This is a genomic window from Schaalia sp. ZJ405 (assembly GCF_011038885.2).
GTDB lineage: Bacteria > Actinomycetota > Actinomycetes > Actinomycetales > Actinomycetaceae > Pauljensenia.
In genome coordinates, this window is record NZ_CP064952.1 from 318997 (window position 1) to 334905 (window position 15909).

Sequence of the window (15909 nt, forward strand, 5' to 3'; positions counted from 1 at the left end):
TTGATGAAACGCTCTCACATTCGCATGGGTGCTGCCCTCGCGGCCGCTGCCCTCATCACCGGTCTGGCAGCGTGCAGCCCATCCACAAAAGAATCGTCCGATGAGATGCACAACCACGACCACTCGCATGCTTCTGAGCCGATGCAGTCCGGTGAGGGCGCAGCACCCGGTGAGGATGCAGGCTTCGACGAGTTCCCTCTGGGTGACGAGGTGTTCGTTGGACCTCTGACCGTCGCTGGCGTGTACTTCCAACCAGTTGAGATGGAACCCGCGATGGGCACCCCCGCTTCCGAGGCATCGATGCACATGGAAGCTGACATTGCTGCCGCGCCCAACAACAAGCTGGGCTACGGCGCCGGCGACTTCATCCCCGGGCTGACCGTGGATTACCGGATTCTTGGCGAGGGTGGAAAGGTTGTCCAGGAGGGCACCTTTATGCCGATGGTCGCCTCCGATGGTCCGCACTACGGCATCAACCTGCCCAAGCTCGAGGCCGGCACATACACGGTGCAGTTCATCATCAAGTCGCCGGAAGAATCCGGATGGATGCTGCACACCGACAAGGCGACGGGTGTTGAGGGACGCTACTGGACCGAACCTCTCGTTGCCGAGTTCACGAACTGGCAGTGGGATCCCACCGCTGTTGAATGGTGACCTGCGGGGCGGTCACGCGCTCACCCCTATCTGGTGCGTGACCGCCCGCCTGGGTGATCGGTGAACGTGAGTGTTCACCATCCCATTGGTGGAGCACGATCGTCTTGAGGCTCCACGACATGACCCCGGTCGCTCGAATCAACGCCGCCATGAGTGCGGCGTTTTCGTGCGATATGTGAAGGATTGACATCGCGATGATTGAACAGATGAGCGAAGTAACGCTCACGCTTCTCCTGACGGGCCTTGCCATCGGTGCGTTAGTTCCCCTTCTGCCCTCCCAGGGACGAGGACGAGGCGCACAGTCCCGACGGACAAGGATCATCGCGGGTGGTGTCGGCCTCGGCCTCGTCGCCTCTGCCGTGCTGTCGGTGGTTAACACGATGTGGCCTAAAGCCGTGAATAGACAGACCGTGGGCCTGTGGACTCTTCCGATGGTCATCGTGTGTGCGGCGATCGTCCTCGTCCTCGTTGCCCGACATTCTCGACGCGATGACGACGCACCTGCTTGTCGGGAGGATGCGATCCTTCGCTGGGTGGCGTTCGCGTACTTCGCGTTGGTCATCTTCCGCAGCGTGCCAACGGCAATGGCGCAGGTCGTCATGCTTTTCCCCACGGGGTTTGAGCTGTTTTCAACGCCGATGGTCATGGCCCTGCTGGGATATACCTTGGGCTGGGTGATCGTTGGTGCGCTTGCGTGGGTGTCGGCGAAACTCATCGCTCTGCGGCGCTCTCTCACGAGGAGCATCTGGCCGACGGCATTGATCGTTGGCGTTTTGGCGTTGACGCATCTCCTCTTGATCGTCCGCATCCTCCAAGCACGCCGCACGATTGTCCTCTCGAAAGACGTCTTCAACGTCATTGCCTGGTTCATCAACCACGAAGCTGTTTTCCCGCTGGCGGCGATGGCTGTCCTCGCGTTCGTCGCCGTCTCAATTGTTGTTGCGACACGGTCGATCCCCACTCAGGCTGCGAATCCTGCTCAGGGCCGCCTCAACCGGGCGCGGGTGAAACTGTGGAAAACTCTGGCCGGTGGCGCCGCCGCCGGGTACCTCTGCGGCGCTCTCTTAGTCACGCTCGGTGTGGCGATCGGGTCTGCCCAGGTTGAGTTGTCGGAACCGGAAGACTACTCCGTGTCGAATGACAAGGCCGTCATCGCGCTGGCCGATGTTTCTGACGGACACCTCCACCGTTTTGCCTACACAACGAAGTCTGGAGTTGAGGTCCGCTTTATCGTCATTCAGAAGGCCGGCTCGTCTTTTGGGGTCGCGCTGGATGCCTGTGAAATCTGCGGTCCAACCGGCTATTACGAGAAGGACGGCAAAGTCATCTGCAAACTCTGTGAAGTCGCAATGAATATCGCGACGATTGGTTTCAAGGGTGGCTGCAACCCCATCCCCATTGACTATGACGTCTCCAATGGTCAACTGACAGTTCCGTTGTCGGTGCTGGAATCCAGCGCGGAGGTCTTCGCCTAATGTTTGTCCGGATGCTATGGGGAGCGCTGACTCGCCGAGGAAACCGACACGCGATGATTGCCCTGACCGTGGCTTTGGGGGCGTGCGTTGCCACGAGCATGCTGTCGGTGATGTTTGATGTTGGCGATAAGGTCAACCAGGAACTCAAATCCTACGGTGCAAATATCGTCGTGCGTCCCCAGGGGTCGGCGGTCTTAGAAGACCTCTACGGAACAGACTCCACGATGGGACAGAGTTCGTATCTGCGTGAAAACGAGCTCGGGAAGATCAAGACGATTTTCTGGACCTACAACATCCTCGACTTCACGCCGCTGCTGCCCGTGACGGTCACCGATGATTCAGACGATCACGTCACCGTGACGGGAACATGGTTTGATCATCACCTGGCGCTGGAAACCGGAGAGAGCGTGACCACGGGCCTGGACAAACTTCGCGGGTGGTGGAGTCTGGAAGGCCAGTGGGTCGGTGACGACGATCCGAACGGCGCAGTCATCGGCTCACGCTATGCATCTGTCCGTCACGTATCCATTGGCGATACCATCCACGTGAGGCGAAATGGCGAGCCAATCGCCCTTGTTGTCCGAGGAATTTTTACCTCCGGTGACGAGGCCGATGAGCAAATCTACGTGCCTCTTGCGATCGCCCAGAACCTGCTGGGACAGCCGGGCGTTGTCTCCAGTGTCGAGGTGTCGGCGCTGACAACTCCCGACAATGACCTGGCGCGCAAGGCCGCGAAGAATCCGAACTCGCTGTCCGTGACGGAACGGGAAACCTGGTACTGCACCGCGTATGTCTCATCAATTGCCTACCAGATCGAGGAAGTCATGACGGACTCGGTTGCCAGGCCCGTCCGACAGGTCGCAGAGTCCGAAGGCACAATCCTTGAAAAGACTCAGCTGCTCATGGTCCTCGTCACCGTGCTGGCCCTCGTTGCCTCGGCCCTCGCTATCGCTAACCTTGTGACAGCGAATGTCATGGAGCGTTCCTCCGAGATCGGCCTGATGAAAGCCGTCGGTGCGAGAGGACGGTCGATTATTGCGCTTTTCCTCACGGAAATCGTTGTTGTGGGCCTCGTTGGTGGACTCGTCGGATATGCCGCAGGTCTGGGCGTTGCTCAGCTCATCGGCCTGATGGTTTTCCGTTCATCAATTGCTTTTGCTCCGGTTGTTGCCGCGTTGGTTGCCGTCCTCGTGGCGCTCGTTGTTCTTGGGGCATCAATTCCTGCGATCCGCTACCTTCTGCGCTTGAACGCCGCCGAAGTTCTTCACGGAAGGTGAGGTCATGACTCGTCGTTCAATGTTCTTCCGGATGGTGCTCTCATCCATTCTTCGTCGCCGCTCGCGCGTGTTCATTGCGATCCTCGCCGTTGCCATCGGCGGAACAACTCTGTCGGGCCTGGCAACGATTGCCATTGACGTGCCTGCGCAGATGGCCAGGGAAGTGCGATCCTACGGGGCAAACCTCGTGGTCACTCCAGGCGAGGACTCGTCTGCGCTGGCAGATGCGGATCTGAAATCGGTGGCCGAGCGTGTGGAATCGGAGGCGCTCATTGGATATGCCGCTTTCGATTACGAAACCGTTGTTGTCAACGATCAGCCGTATGTGGGGGCCGGAATCGACTTCGAGGCAGCGAAAACCGTCAACCCCTTCTGGTATATCGACGGAGACTGGCCTCAGGGCTCAGGACAGGTGCTCATTGGCGAGGAAATCGCGTCGACAATCGGTGTCACAGTCGGTGATCAGATCGACGTGTCACTGCTCAACGCGACATCTCAGTCAGGTTCTGCCGCTATCGACACGTCGAAACCACTCAAAGGTGACGCTGCCGCACCTGGAATGGACATCTTCACGGGAACCAGCGGCTCAGGTGAGTGCGCTCATGATCACGAGGCAGCTCAGTCGGGCAATAGCGAAAACCACAGCGACCATGCGGGTCACGGCAATCATGCGGGCCACGCCAGCGCTCCCGGGAACAGTGATCATGCGGGTCATGACGCCCACGCCGGGCACTCAGGTCACGGTGACCATCCCGGGCACGGTGACCACGCTGCACATGGTGACCACGCCGATCACAGTGACCACGTAGGCCACGGTGACGATGCCGGCCACGGGGAAACGCGCGAGTCGTCCTCGTCAATGACCCAGGCCGCGCACGCATCGGCCAACGCGGACACCCCGGCCACAGTGACGCTGACGGTGTCCGGGATCTTGAAAACCGGAGGAAACGACGACCAATACCTGTTCATGGGGTATTCGGATATGTCCACACTCACGGGGCAACAACCGCATTACTCACTCGCTGAATACTCGGTTGCTCTTGAGGGCGAGCAGTTGGCGGGCCTTGTTGATTCGATCAATACGCAGGTCGACGGCGTTCACGCTCAGACCGTGAAACGTCTTGCGCAGTCTGACACAGGGGTCCTTGAGATGCTGCGATCTCTCCTCCTCATCGTCACCGTCATTGTCCTGGCGCTGACAATCATCGGTGTGTCGACGACGATGGTGGCCGTTGTGACCGAGCGTCGCAACGAAATCGGGCTACGGAAAGCCCTGGGTGCAACCTCGACATCCATCGTCTGGGAGTTCATCGGCGAGGGCGTTGTCCTTGGACTCATCGGTGGCATTATCGGCGCTGCGCTGGGCTTCGGCCTCGCCGCACTCGTGTCCCTGAACGTCTTCCACCGGACGATCGCCGTGAACCCCCTGATCATCATCGTGACGATCCTCGCGTCCGTTGCCGTGTCCGTCATCGCGTGCCTGTCGCCCGTGCGTCGCGCCGCAGCTGTTGATCCCGCGCTCGTCTTGCGCGGAGAATGAGAGAACATCATGACCGAAGAATCGCAATCGCCGCTGCTGGACCTGCGCGGTGTGTCAAAGATCTACGGCGAGCTGCACGCCCTGGACAACGTATCCCTCGAAATCCCCCGCGGACAGTGGCTATCCATCGTTGGCCCTTCCGGATCAGGGAAAACAACAATGATGAATATCGTCGGCTGCATGGACACGGCGAGCCAGGGAACCGTCATGCTTGACGGCGCCGACATCTCCGACCTGACAACCAACGAACTCACGGAGATCCGCTGCCAGACCATCGGCCTCGTGTTCCAGCAGTTCCACCTCATTCCACACCTGACGGCAGTGGAAAACATCATGGTCGCCCAGTACTACCACTCGGTTCCCGATGAGAAAGAAGCGATGGAAGCCCTCGATCGTGTTGGCCTTGCGGACCGGGCAACACACCTTCCCCGTCAGCTTTCCGGTGGTGAACAGCAGCGCGTGTGCGTTGCTCGCGCTCTAATCAACTACCCGAAGCTGCTGCTGGCTGACGAACCGACCGGCAACCTTGACGAAAAGAACGAGGAGATCGTTCTCAATCTGTTCCAGCAGCTTCACCGCGAAGGAACAACGCTGATGGTCGTCACCCATGACGCGCTCGTTGCATCGCAAGGACAGCGAGAAATTCGTCTCGATCATGGCCGGATCATCAAAGAAACGTGGCACGATCATGACAGTGAAAATCCACGCACTCAGGGGAAGGACACGGTGACGCTGTGAGGCGGATGAGTCAGTGGGGATCAATGATGGGGCTGACCGCAATGATCCTTGCGGCATGTTCGACTCAGCCAACGATCGACATGTCCATCCCCATGCGAGACGGCGAATGGACCGGGCTGTCCAACCCGGATGAACAAGGAGCCGTTGGCGCGCTGACAATCACCGTCAAAGATGGGAAAATCACCCGATCCGAGTACCAGACTGAGGAATCAGATGGGCATCTCAAAGACTCAGACTACGGGAAAGATTCCTCTGGCAAGGTCTTCAACAAGGACTACTACGATCGCGCCCAAAAGGCCGTTGAATCCTTCGCCCAGTATTCCCAAAAGCTCACCGAAACCGGTGACCTCACTCAAGTTGACGTGATCTCGGGGGCAACCGTTGCCCACAGCCAGTTCGTGCAAGCCGCGATCCGCGCGATCTCAGCCGCTCAGGGAGTCAACAACGACGCCTCAGCTGACAAGATCGACATTCCTGGACTCAACACCGGCACGGAATCCACAGATCCCACCCTCGATGAGGACCTGGGTGGCTCAACAAACTGAAGTCCGCATCGTCCCCAATGGTGGCGACACCTATGGTTGGTCCGTGTCTTTCCCCGCGATGGGAACCCGCGTCGACATCAGCGGGTGGGGCGGAGACCTCCACGCAATCACCGAAGCAGCATGCTCCGTGGTTGCTCACGATGAGGCACTCTTTTCCGTGTTCCGCCCCGATTCGGATATTTCACGGCTCAACTGCTTCGCCTCCGCGTCACTTTCTCCGCCATTTTCAGGGGACGAGGACGCAGCCGCCGTGGATGCCCTGACCGATGAGCTCCTGCGTGACGCCTGCGAACTCTCACGTGCCTGCGGCGGAGTGTTCACGCCACTCATCGGTGCGCTTGTTGACCTGTGGGATGTCAAGGGACGTCACCAGGCGTTCCTCGACGGCGCAGGTATTCGTCCTCTTCCCACGTCCGAGGATATCGAGGCGGCGCTCGCGGCCACCTCGCTTGAGAGGATCCATCGTCTCGCGCCTCGTCGATGGGTATTGGGGGTTGATGGTCGGTCACAGAGAAGACGGGGACACCTCAGCGATATGAAGGATTCGGGTGGCATCGACGCCCGCTCGTCCTCGTTCATGGGAATCAACCCGCGCGTTGACCTGGGAGGGATCGCGAAGGGGCTGACGGCGGATCGCCTGGCTGAGCGGATCATGGAGCTGGGCGCAGGTGGGGTGCTGGTGTCCCTGGGAACCTCGTCCGTGACGGTACGGGGAACCAGAGTGGATGGGAGTGTCTGGAAAGTCGGTTTACGTGACCCCGGAGCAAGCGAAAGCCGATGGGTTGGATGGGTGCCACTCGGTGAAGAAAGCTCCCGTGGTGCGCAGACATCGCCTGGCCAAGCGCCCAGTTCCGTCAGAAGAACACGCAGTGATTCCCAGGGGCCCACGGGTGGATTCCGGGCACTGGCAACCTCGGGTGACTACGTGGGGCCGGCTCTCCTTCGGGCACTCGCCCCCCGGACGCAGGGGATCGATGTTCTTGGCGAGGACGACGTGAATGCCGGGCGCGCAAGCGGCGCGAAGTCACAGGATCGTCAGGGACGCGTTCCTCGCAGTACTGCGCGCACTGAGAGCCAGGCGGAATTCCTTGAAGGGATGTTCCTCCATCACATCATTGACCCGCGGACAGGGCGTCCCTCCTCGGGGCCTTTTCGTCAGGTGAGTGTCCTGAGTCAGTCCGGAGTCATGGCTGAGGCGCTGTCAACCGCGATTCTCATCGGTGGCGTTGAATGTGTTGACGAGGAAGCGATTGAGCGTTGGGCCATGCATCGAGGTCTTGATCCGCGGTGGTCATTCATCGCACTGGGGGATCGGGCCGAGGACGTGGTGTGTTCCCCCGGTGCGCAGTGGATGCCGCGCGAATCGTTGGCGCCCTGACCGAGGTCGGTGCTTTCGCTTGCGAATCTCCGCGTGGGTGCGCACTGTGGCTTGGCGGATCCGACGTGGCGAGGTGTCATGGCCGCATGTGTGAGTGATGTCGATTGCCATTAGGGACTTTCGGCTAGGTAAATTAAGGCAGGCAAGACTAACCTGACCTCATGTTGCTTTCCTCTTGCGTGCCAAACACCCGAGGGCGGCTCCTCGCCGTCAATGTTGAGCCGGCTCATCGTCTGCGCCTCGAAGAGCTTGGCGTGCGCGTGGGAGCCCAATTCTTCTTGGCTAATCGCGCGGCATTCGGAGGAATCGTCGTCAACATTGCAGGGACCCGCGTTGCCGTTGATGCGCGCAGTGCCCGCCGGATCGAGGTTGAAGAACTCGCATGAGCTGCCCAAAGTGTTCCCCATCCGCGTCCTCAACATGCACAACCCACCGTGCATCAATGCCCGGAGTGGCCGCTGCCTCATCGCCCTCGCACCGCGAAGGGGGACAGCCAACCATTCTTCTTGTGGGCAACCCCAACGTTGGGAAATCAACGCTATTTAATCAGCTCACCGGGGCGCGCCAAGCCGTGATCAACGCGCCGGGAACCACCGTTGAGGTCATGTCGGGAACGTGGGGTGCCATTGACGCCCGGCTCCTCGACATGCCGGGAACCTACTCTCTGATCGCGAACTCGCAGGACGAACAGGTTGTTGTTGACACCCTCGCCGGAGCCCCCGGTTCTTTTACCGATCCGATCCGAGGAGGGGGCGTCGACCTCGTCCTCGTTGTTCTTGATGCCACGGCGATGACGCGCTCACTGTATCTCCTCGGCCAAGTCGCCCGAACAGGACAACCCGTTGCCGCCCTCGTCACCCTGAGTGACGTTGTTGAACACGAAGGGGAATCCGTTGACGTTGCGGCGCTGGGGGCAACGCTTGGAATTCCTGTCATGGCGATTGACCCCCGCAGAAATGCCGGCATCGAAGGGGTTGCCGACATGGTGACCGCAGCCCTGCACACTCGTCCTCGTGTCAAAGGAATCACCCCGAGCCCCGCGGCACCCGGGTACGCCAAAGCCGCCGCCACGGAGACGACAATTTCCGACGATGACCGTGGCCTCCTCGACGACGCGGAGATTGACGGCGATGATATGCCGGCTCTGACGGATGTCCTCGCACAGGCCGATGAACTCTTTGCCTGGGTTGAAAATGTTGAAACACAGGCCTTCGGTAAGCGCGCTGATCAGGCAAAACTCTCTCGATCTGACAAAATTGACCGATTCCTCCTGCACCCGCTTGTGGGGATCCCCGTGTTCTTTGCGCTCATGTGGTTCCTTTTCAAGATCGCAGGGGAATGGGTGGGGCCCGTCCAGGATTTCTTTGATCAGCTTTTTACCAATGAAGACCCCGGAGCCGTCTCTGTTGCCCAGGCGATTAATGCGCTGCTGGGATTCTTCGGATGGGATCAATCGTGGCTTCACGGGCTCCTCATCGGCGGGATTGCAACGGGACTTGGGGTTGTTGCCTCCTTCCTGCCGTTGATGTTCGTCATATTCCTCATGATTTCGATCCTTGAAGACTCCGGGTACATGGCTAGAGCGGCATTCCTCGGTGATCGTGTCATGCGAGCCATTGGTCTTGACGGACGAGTCATTATGCCGTTAATCATGGGTTTTGGCTGCAATCTTCCCTCTTTGGCTGCCACGCGCACCCTGCCAAGTGCCAGGCAACGCCTCGTGACAACACTGATCACGCCCTACACCTCGTGTGCCGCGCGGCTGACGATTTACCTGATGATCTCCCGGATCTTCTTCCCCAACAACGCCGGCACCGTTGTCTTCATCCTCTACATGCTCTCGCTGACCCTGGTGATCCTCGGGGCGCTCGTCCTGAAGCCTTTCGTGACGCGCGGTGAAACGCAGGCGCCTCTAATGCTCGTTCTTCCCGCCTACCAGATGCCGCGCATCCTCGTGACGCTTAAAAACACGTGGATGAGGGCCTGGGCATTCGTTACCGGCGCCGGCAAAATCATCGTTGCCATGTCCTTCGTTGTGTGGCTCATGAGTGCGATTCCCGTAACGGCGGGACACGCCTTCGCCGATGAGGACCTGGCGATGGAGGACTCTCTCTACGGCGCAACCGCTCAGGCACTTGTCCCGGTTTTCGCTCCCACAGGCTTTGGTGAATGGCACATGACGGGGGCGCTGATGACCGGATTCGTTGCGAAAGAAACCGTGATCTCGTCAATCGTCACCTCCTACAACCTCGACCCCGAAGTCGCCGGAGGCGACGCCGAAGACGGCGGCAGCGACCTGGGGTCCCTCCCGCAGCTCGTCACCGAATCTTTCCGGTCATCTGCCGGGAATGCCGCCCCCATCGCCGCCTTCGGCTTCATGGTGTTTGTTCTGGCATACACCCCCTGTCTGGCAACAGTTGCCGAACAGGCTCGCCAGATCGGTGGGAAACGGACCGCCGCCGCGGTTGTTGTTCAGCTGGCCGCTGCGTGGATCCTCGCAGTGGCAATCTTCCAAGTGGGAAAGCTGTTCCTATGAGCCGCCCATGCGTTGATCGAATCACTGCGTCGAGTGTGTGCTTGTGGAGGTGGAGCTGATGAGTTTTACCCTTCGTGCGGCGCGTCGCCGCCGCATCTTTCACCTTGACACCTGCGTAGCGCGCCTCAAAGAGTTCTCAGGTGGAACACCCGCGCCCGTCCTCGTTCATCAGGATTCCGCTGGCATGACTGAAGCCGAAACTACGGGTCCGTGCGATGAGCCTGAGGATCGCGGTGGAGCCGGGACTGCACGCGAACGACTTTTTCGCCAGCTCAGCCGCGGCGCAACGGTCACGGCGGCGGCAGCTCAGGCGGGAGTGGATCCCCAGCTCGCTGCGGTGATGATCGAGGAATTCGAGCGTACCGGACTGCTTGATCGCGCGGAAACTCTCTGTGCTTCAGGCCTAGGGGCATGCCACGGTGGGGATTCACCGGATGTGCGTCTCCACTGTGCGGGGTGTCCGCTCATCCCCTTGGGGCCGAGAAAATAGTTCATTTCCGAGGCCGCGGTGACGGTAGCTGGAGTGGGGCGCACGAGGGTGCGTGAGGATTGTGCTACCCGCCGCCGCAGGAATTTTGATCACAATTTGGTAATTTTTGGGTAACCGCTGACGAGGGACCAATGTCCCGATTACAGTAAAAGGGTTAGTGACGACCGTCTCAACTGTTAGAAGGAGTGCAGCGGTGGGAATCCCTATCACACACGAAGCGACAACGGTCGCCCCAGGAACTCAAGAAAAAGCACCTGACTCGGGCACCTGGAAACGTCAGATCATTGGCATCGTCAGCGGACTTGCGTTGGCGGCGCTCGTATTCTTCCTCTTCCCGGCCTCAGGCGTGGACCAGATTAACGAAATCGCTCAGGCGTCGGCCGCAGCAAAAGGTGAGGAATTCGTTCCTTTCACCGACATCGGGCTGCGGGTCGTCGCATGTGCGGCAGTACTTCTTGGAGTCTGGTGGATGACTGAGGCAATCCCCCTGGCAGCAACAGCGCTGCTGCCATTGGTAATCTTCCCAGCTTTCCAAGTGGCAACATTCAAAGAAGTTGCCGCTCCCTACGCCTCTGACACGATCTACCTCTTCATGGGTGGATTCATGATCGCCCTGGCAATGCAGAAATGGAATCTCCACGTCAGGATCGCCCTCGGTGTGGTTCTGCTCGTCGGCACGAAACCACGCCAACTCGTCCTCGGGTTCATGATCGCGACAGGATTCATGTCGATGTGGGTGTCCAACACAGCAACGGCGGTTGTTATGCTGCCGATTGGCCTGTCGGTCCTCAAACTCGTTGCAGAGCTGGTCGGCGGAATGGCCCAGATTCGGAAATTTGCAACATCTCTCATGCTCGGTATCGCATACGCGGCATCAATTGGCTCCGTTGCAACGATCATTGGCACACCGCCGAACGCTCTCCTCGTTGCCTATCTGTCAGAAAATCACGACATTCACATCGGCTTCGGGCAATGGATGCTCGTGGGAGCTCCACTCGCTGTGATCTTCCTGCTCTTTGCCTGGTGGCTCATGGTGTTCGTCCTCTTCAAGCCGGAGATCTCCGAGATTCCCGGTGGCCGCGAACTCATTGAGAATCAGTGGAAAGAACTTGGGCGGATGCGTCGCCCGGAGATCAGCGTCCTGCTGATCTTCCTTCTCGCGGCGCTGTCATGGGTGTTTGTTCCGTTCATCCTTGACCTCACGGGTGCGACTCTGGTGATCTCTGATTCGCTCATTGGCATGACGGCAGCCCTCCTCCTCTTCCTCATCCCCGCGGACTTCGCGAAAGGAACGCGCCTGCTGGATTGGAAGACTGCGGCTGAACTTCCGTGGGATGTTCTTCTCCTCTTTGGAGGTGGCCTGTCCCTGTCGGCGATGTTCTCCAAGCTCGGATTGTCCCTGTGGATCGGTGAACAGTCGAAGGCTCTGGGCGTCCTCCCGATGATTCTCATCCTCGCGGCGATCACGACAATCATCATCTTCCTGACGGAACTGACATCCAATACCGCCACGGCGGCCGCGTTCCTGCCGATCATGGGTGGCATTGCGATGGGCATCGGCCTGACGACTGACAACCCGATGAACGTCATGCTTCTCGCTGTCCCCGTGGCATTGGCGGCAACCTTCGCGTTCATGCTGCCGGTGGCAACACCGCCGAATGCGATTGCCTACTCCTCGGGTTATGTGAAGATCGGCGACATGGTCAAAACGGGCGTGTGGCTCAACCTGGCGGGCATTGTCCTCATCCCGCTGGTGGTTCTTCTCATCGGCGTGCCAGTGTTTGGCCTGACCTTCTAAGACGCGGCGCCTCAATCTGCCTCGTCCTCGTCCCCCGATCGCTTTACGTGGGGGTGCCTGGATGAGGCGAACGTGAGGTGTCACAACAGACGGTGCGGGTGGGTGGTCGCGAGTAGCCTCCCACCCGCACTTCGTTTGTCGCCGCCCTTCATTAACGAGGACGACTGCGCGCCTCCCCACCCCCGCGCAGCGACCTAGCGGGCCGGGCCACCGGGCCCAGACGCGAGCAAAGTGGCCAGATGAACCCCGCCCCGGGCAGCCAGCTGCTGCGCCTGCGTGCGACAGGAGAATCCATCAGCAACATATATCGCGTCAGGGTATTGTTCGAGAGCGGGAAGCAGTGACTGCGAGGCAACAGCAACGGACATGTCGTAGTGTCCGCGTTCCATTCCGAAGTTCCCCGCAAGTCCGCAGCATCCGTCGAGGCGGATCACGCGTGCTCCCAGGCTTTCCAGGAGTGCCTGATCCGCATCCCACCCCATGACGGAGTAGTGATGACAGTGTGGCTGCGCAACGACGTCAACGCCGGTGAGATCAGGGAGGTGACGCTCGCTGGGGTCAACGGAACTGAGAAGCTCAGCAAGTGTCTGCGTTGCTTGGGACACCAGGTGTGCCCGGGGATCATCGGGCAGGAGATCACGCAGATCGTCGCGCAGCACCGCCGTACACGACGGCTCAATACCGACGATCGGGATGCCATTGGCAGCAAAGGGCGCGAGCGCACTCAGCAGGGACGTGAGTTTTTTCCGCGCGCCCGCCAGCTGTCCCGTTGTCACCCAGGTGAGACCACAGCACACATCCGGCGCAACAATCGGCGCGAACCCATTGCGTTCAAGCAGCTCAACAACGCTGCGCGCCCCCGTGTCGTCAAGTGTCTGACTAAACGAGTCCGCCCACACCACAACGTAGGGCCTCCCATGTGGGTCCTTGGGGGAGGTGGCGTGCCCATGATCGCCCGCCGCTTCGGACTGCGCTGCGGTGAGCGTGTTGTCGCGGGGCCACTCAGGCAGCGGCCCCGCGGGGTCGTATGTTTCGGGGGACGAGGACGAGACCGTCAAGGACGGGACCGCAGAGCAAAGTCCGCGTTTCTTCGCCCAGCGCGAGAAGGTGCCCGACTGGAGAGGCGGCATCGGACGCCTGGCATCCAAACCGATGAGGGAGAACACGATGCGCCGGATTGCGTCGACGGAAAGCAGCGCATTTCCCATTGCCGCAACCCCGGGGATCCGTGCCGACAGCCTCGTCCACCGCGGAAGCCACCCGAGCGCATAGTGCGAGAGTGGGCGTATGCGCCCTTGGTAGCGCCGAAAGAGAACCTCGGACCGGTATCTGGCCATGTCAACACCCGCGGGACAGTCCGAGGAGCACGCCTTACATGCAAGGCACAAGTCAAGGGCCTGAAGAACTTCCGGTGAGTCGATCGCGGCGATGAGTTGACCATTAGCAGCTTCTTGAAGGGTACGTGCGCGACCGCGAGTGACGTCTTTTTCCTGGGACGAGGCTTTCCAACTGGGGCACATGAATGTGCCGGGGATCGTGGCTCGGCACTTGCCCACTCCGGTGCATCGGTGGATCGCCGTGGAGAAGTCACCTCCGTCTTCACTAAACGCAAATCCTCCGTCCGCGAGGAGACGGCGCGCGGCAGGGCGGCGAAGGAATTGGTCAACGAGGTCAACTCCGGGTTGTGGATCTTGCTGCGAGGCTGCGGTGGCATCTTGACTGCGGCGTTCCACGCGCCGCGCCTGGGCCTGAGCCGGTGACATCGGCGCGGTGAGAACACCAGGATTCATGAGATTCTCAGGGTCAAAAATCGCTTTGACCTGGGCAAAAAGATCGAGAAGCTCCGGGGAATACATGAAGCGAAGAAGCTCAGAACGCGTGCGCCCATCCCCGTGTTCCCCCGAGACAGAACCGCCGTGTCGCGCACAGATCTGTGCCGCTTCCTCAAGGAAGCGTCTCGTGTGGGCAACCCCGTCGTCCGTTTCGATGGGGAAATTCAGGCGCACATGGACACAGCCGTCACCGAAATGGCCATACAGCAGGCCGTCGATTCCATAACGCGTCATCAGTGCCGTGAAGTCACGCAGATATGCTCCCAGGTGTTGCGGGGGAACCGCCGCGTCCTCGAACCCGGGCCATGCTTGTTCGTTGCCGCCACCGGTGTGGATATTCACCGGGGTGCGTCCACCCAGTCCGGCACCGTCGGCACGAATACGCCACAGGCGGGTGGCATCCTCTCCCGGCGGGTAGATCGCTACGGCATCGGTGTGGGCTGATGCCGCCAGTTCACGAGCGCGCGCGAGAGAGTCTTCCACGGTGTCTGAGCTCATCTCGCACATGAGCCAGCCATTCCCTGCGGGCAGGTCAGGCACACTTCCTGGGCCGTTGTGGTGACGGACAACGTCAACGAGCCGAGAATCCAGCCCTTCAACGGCAAGTGGATGGTGCTCAAGAAGCGCAGGTACGTCATCTGCCGCGGCAATCATGTCGGGATATCCCAGCGCCACCAGCACGGGAGCAGCCGGAAGGTCAACGAGTGTGACGGTGATTTCGAGGATCGTGACGAGGGTTCCCTCGGTGCCCACAAGCATTGCCGCGAGGTTACGGTGATGCTCCGGCGTGAGTAATTCAAGAGAATAACCGGAAACCTGACGGGAGAAACGTCCCAGTTCAGTGCGGATTATTTCGAGGTTCGTATCGATCAGGTGGGCGAGTCCGGGTATTTCGTGGATCGCAGAGTCGTGGCTCGTGCGGGCGGTGAAATGTCTGCCGGTGCCGTCCACGCATTCCATTGACACAATGTTGCTTGCTGTTCGCCCCCATGCCGTCGCGTGGGGTCCGCACGCGTTATTCCCCACCATTCCGCCGATCGTTGCGCGGTTTTGACTCGAGGGGTCAGGACCGAAGCGCAAACCGAAAGGCTTGGCAGCAGCCTGGAGTGTTGACTCGATGCATCCGGGTTCCACGACGGCGGTTTTTGTTTCCGGGTCGATTGACAGGACCCGGTTGAGGTGACGGGTGAAATCAATGACGATGCCCGGACCGATGGCGTTTCCTGAACACGAGGTGCCGCCGCCGCGATTCGTCACCGGAACTGCGTGGGAGCGACACAGATCGAGAGTTGTCACCACGTCCTGACGTGTTCGCGGATAAACGACTCCCAGCGGGGGGATCCGGTATAAGCCGGCGTCCGTTGAATAGCGGGCGCGGGTTGCCGTGTGTGTGTCGACCTCGCCCGTGATTGCCTGACGCAGCTCGGTGAAGAATTGTGCGATCCGGGGATCATTGTCCAGGGACGAGGGCGCCCACGCCTGATCTGTCTGTGTCCCGTTCACGGGCGCTAAGTCACGAAGAGTGGCGCTGCGTGAGGGCGCAGAGGGTCCGGATGTTGGCGCGGGGATCGTGTGCGCGGAGCCTGGAGAGGTCATCGCCGCATCGGAGGTGGTTCTCGGGGTCCGGTCAGCGCTCATGAGGGAAA

12 protein-coding genes are annotated in these 15909 nt (G+C 60.1%); 11 read left to right on the forward strand and 1 reads right to left on the reverse strand.

Features of this window, described 5'->3' with window-relative positions:
- Positions 1-3 precede the first annotated feature (3 nt).
- The 11 genes from G7Y41_RS01340 (at position 4) to G7Y41_RS01390 (ending at position 12431) form a co-directional block, all read left to right on the forward strand.
- The gene (locus G7Y41_RS01340; protein ID WP_165217358.1) at positions 4-654 is read left to right on the forward strand and encodes an iron transporter; all 651 of its coding nucleotides are present in this window, start codon (positions 4-6) and stop codon (positions 652-654) included.
- 194 nt (positions 655-848) lie between these two features.
- Positions 849-2129, forward strand: coding sequence for a DUF2318 domain-containing protein (locus tag G7Y41_RS01345; RefSeq protein WP_165316140.1), 1281 nt, complete (start codon positions 849-851; stop codon positions 2127-2129).
- Positions 2129-3406, forward strand: a complete 1278-nt coding sequence (locus tag G7Y41_RS01350; protein ID WP_196819526.1) for an ABC transporter permease — start codon at positions 2129-2131, stop codon at positions 3404-3406. Before G7Y41_RS01345 ends, G7Y41_RS01350 begins: the two co-directional genes overlap by 1 nt.
- 4 nt (positions 3407-3410) lie before the next feature.
- On the forward strand, positions 3411-4946 hold the full coding sequence (locus G7Y41_RS10005) for an ABC transporter permease (protein ID WP_231367333.1): 1536 nt from the start codon (positions 3411-3413) through the stop codon (positions 4944-4946).
- A gap of 9 nt (positions 4947-4955) precedes the next feature.
- Entirely contained in the window at positions 4956-5684 is a 729-nt protein-coding gene (locus tag G7Y41_RS01360) for an ABC transporter ATP-binding protein (RefSeq protein WP_165217362.1), read from the forward strand.
- A 5-nt stretch (positions 5685-5689) separates the two neighbouring features.
- Positions 5690-6229 (forward strand): FMN-binding protein, encoded by a 540-nt coding sequence (locus tag G7Y41_RS01365; RefSeq protein ID WP_231367334.1) that lies wholly within the window; start codon positions 5690-5692, stop codon positions 6227-6229.
- Complete coding sequence (locus G7Y41_RS01370) at positions 6213-7607, forward strand: FAD:protein FMN transferase (protein WP_165316141.1); 1395 nt, start codon at positions 6213-6215, stop codon at positions 7605-7607. Before G7Y41_RS01365 ends, G7Y41_RS01370 begins: the two co-directional genes overlap by 17 nt.
- A 161-nt stretch (positions 7608-7768) precedes the next feature.
- Positions 7769-7993 carry a FeoA family protein gene (locus tag G7Y41_RS01375; protein ID WP_165217366.1) on the forward strand — a complete coding sequence of 75 codons (225 nt, stop codon included), beginning with the start codon at positions 7769-7771 and terminating at the stop codon, positions 7991-7993.
- 56 nt (positions 7994-8049) lie between these two features.
- Entirely contained in the window at positions 8050-10143 is a 2094-nt protein-coding gene (gene feoB / locus G7Y41_RS01380; protein WP_165316142.1) for a ferrous iron transport protein B, read from the forward strand.
- 58 nt (positions 10144-10201) lie between these two features.
- Complete coding sequence (locus G7Y41_RS01385; protein WP_196819527.1) at positions 10202-10633, forward strand: hypothetical protein; 432 nt, start codon at positions 10202-10204, stop codon at positions 10631-10633.
- A 193-nt stretch (positions 10634-10826) separates the two neighbouring features.
- A complete protein-coding gene (locus G7Y41_RS01390; RefSeq protein ID WP_165217370.1) occupies positions 10827-12431 on the forward strand; it encodes an SLC13 family permease in 1605 nt (534 codons plus the stop codon).
- A 194-nt stretch (positions 12432-12625) separates the two neighbouring features.
- On the opposite strand, the gene G7Y41_RS01395 is transcribed toward G7Y41_RS01390, so the two are convergent.
- Positions 12626-15901, reverse strand: a complete 3276-nt coding sequence (locus G7Y41_RS01395) for an FAD-binding and (Fe-S)-binding domain-containing protein (protein WP_231367335.1) — start codon at positions 15899-15901, stop codon at positions 12626-12628.
- Positions 15902-15909 lie beyond the last annotated feature (8 nt).

Excerpts from the sequence above, each read along its gene's own strand:
- G7Y41_RS01340 (WP_165217358.1), top strand. The coding sequence starts at position 4 with ATGAAACGCTCTCACATTCGCATGGGTGCTGCCCTCGCGGCCGCTGCC.
- G7Y41_RS01345 (WP_165316140.1), top strand. The coding sequence starts at position 849 with ATGATTGAACAGATGAGCGAAGTAACGCTCACGCTTCTCCTGACGGGC.
- G7Y41_RS01350 (WP_196819526.1), top strand. The coding sequence starts at position 2,129 with ATGTTTGTCCGGATGCTATGGGGAGCGCTGACTCGCCGAGGAAACCGA.
- G7Y41_RS10005 (WP_231367333.1), top strand. The coding sequence starts at position 3,411 with ATGACTCGTCGTTCAATGTTCTTCCGGATGGTGCTCTCATCCATTCTT.
- G7Y41_RS01360 (WP_165217362.1), top strand. The coding sequence starts at position 4,956 with ATGACCGAAGAATCGCAATCGCCGCTGCTGGACCTGCGCGGTGTGTCA.
- G7Y41_RS01365 (WP_231367334.1), top strand. The coding sequence starts at position 5,690 with ATGAGTCAGTGGGGATCAATGATGGGGCTGACCGCAATGATCCTTGCG.
- G7Y41_RS01375 (WP_165217366.1), top strand. The coding sequence starts at position 7,769 with ATGTTGCTTTCCTCTTGCGTGCCAAACACCCGAGGGCGGCTCCTCGCC.
- feoB (WP_165316142.1), top strand. The coding sequence starts at position 8,050 with ATGCCCGGAGTGGCCGCTGCCTCATCGCCCTCGCACCGCGAAGGGGGA.
- G7Y41_RS01385 (WP_196819527.1), top strand. The coding sequence starts at position 10,202 with ATGAGTTTTACCCTTCGTGCGGCGCGTCGCCGCCGCATCTTTCACCTT.
- G7Y41_RS01395 (WP_231367335.1), bottom strand. The coding sequence starts at position 15,901 with ATGAGCGCTGACCGGACCCCGAGAACCACCTCCGATGCGGCGATGACC.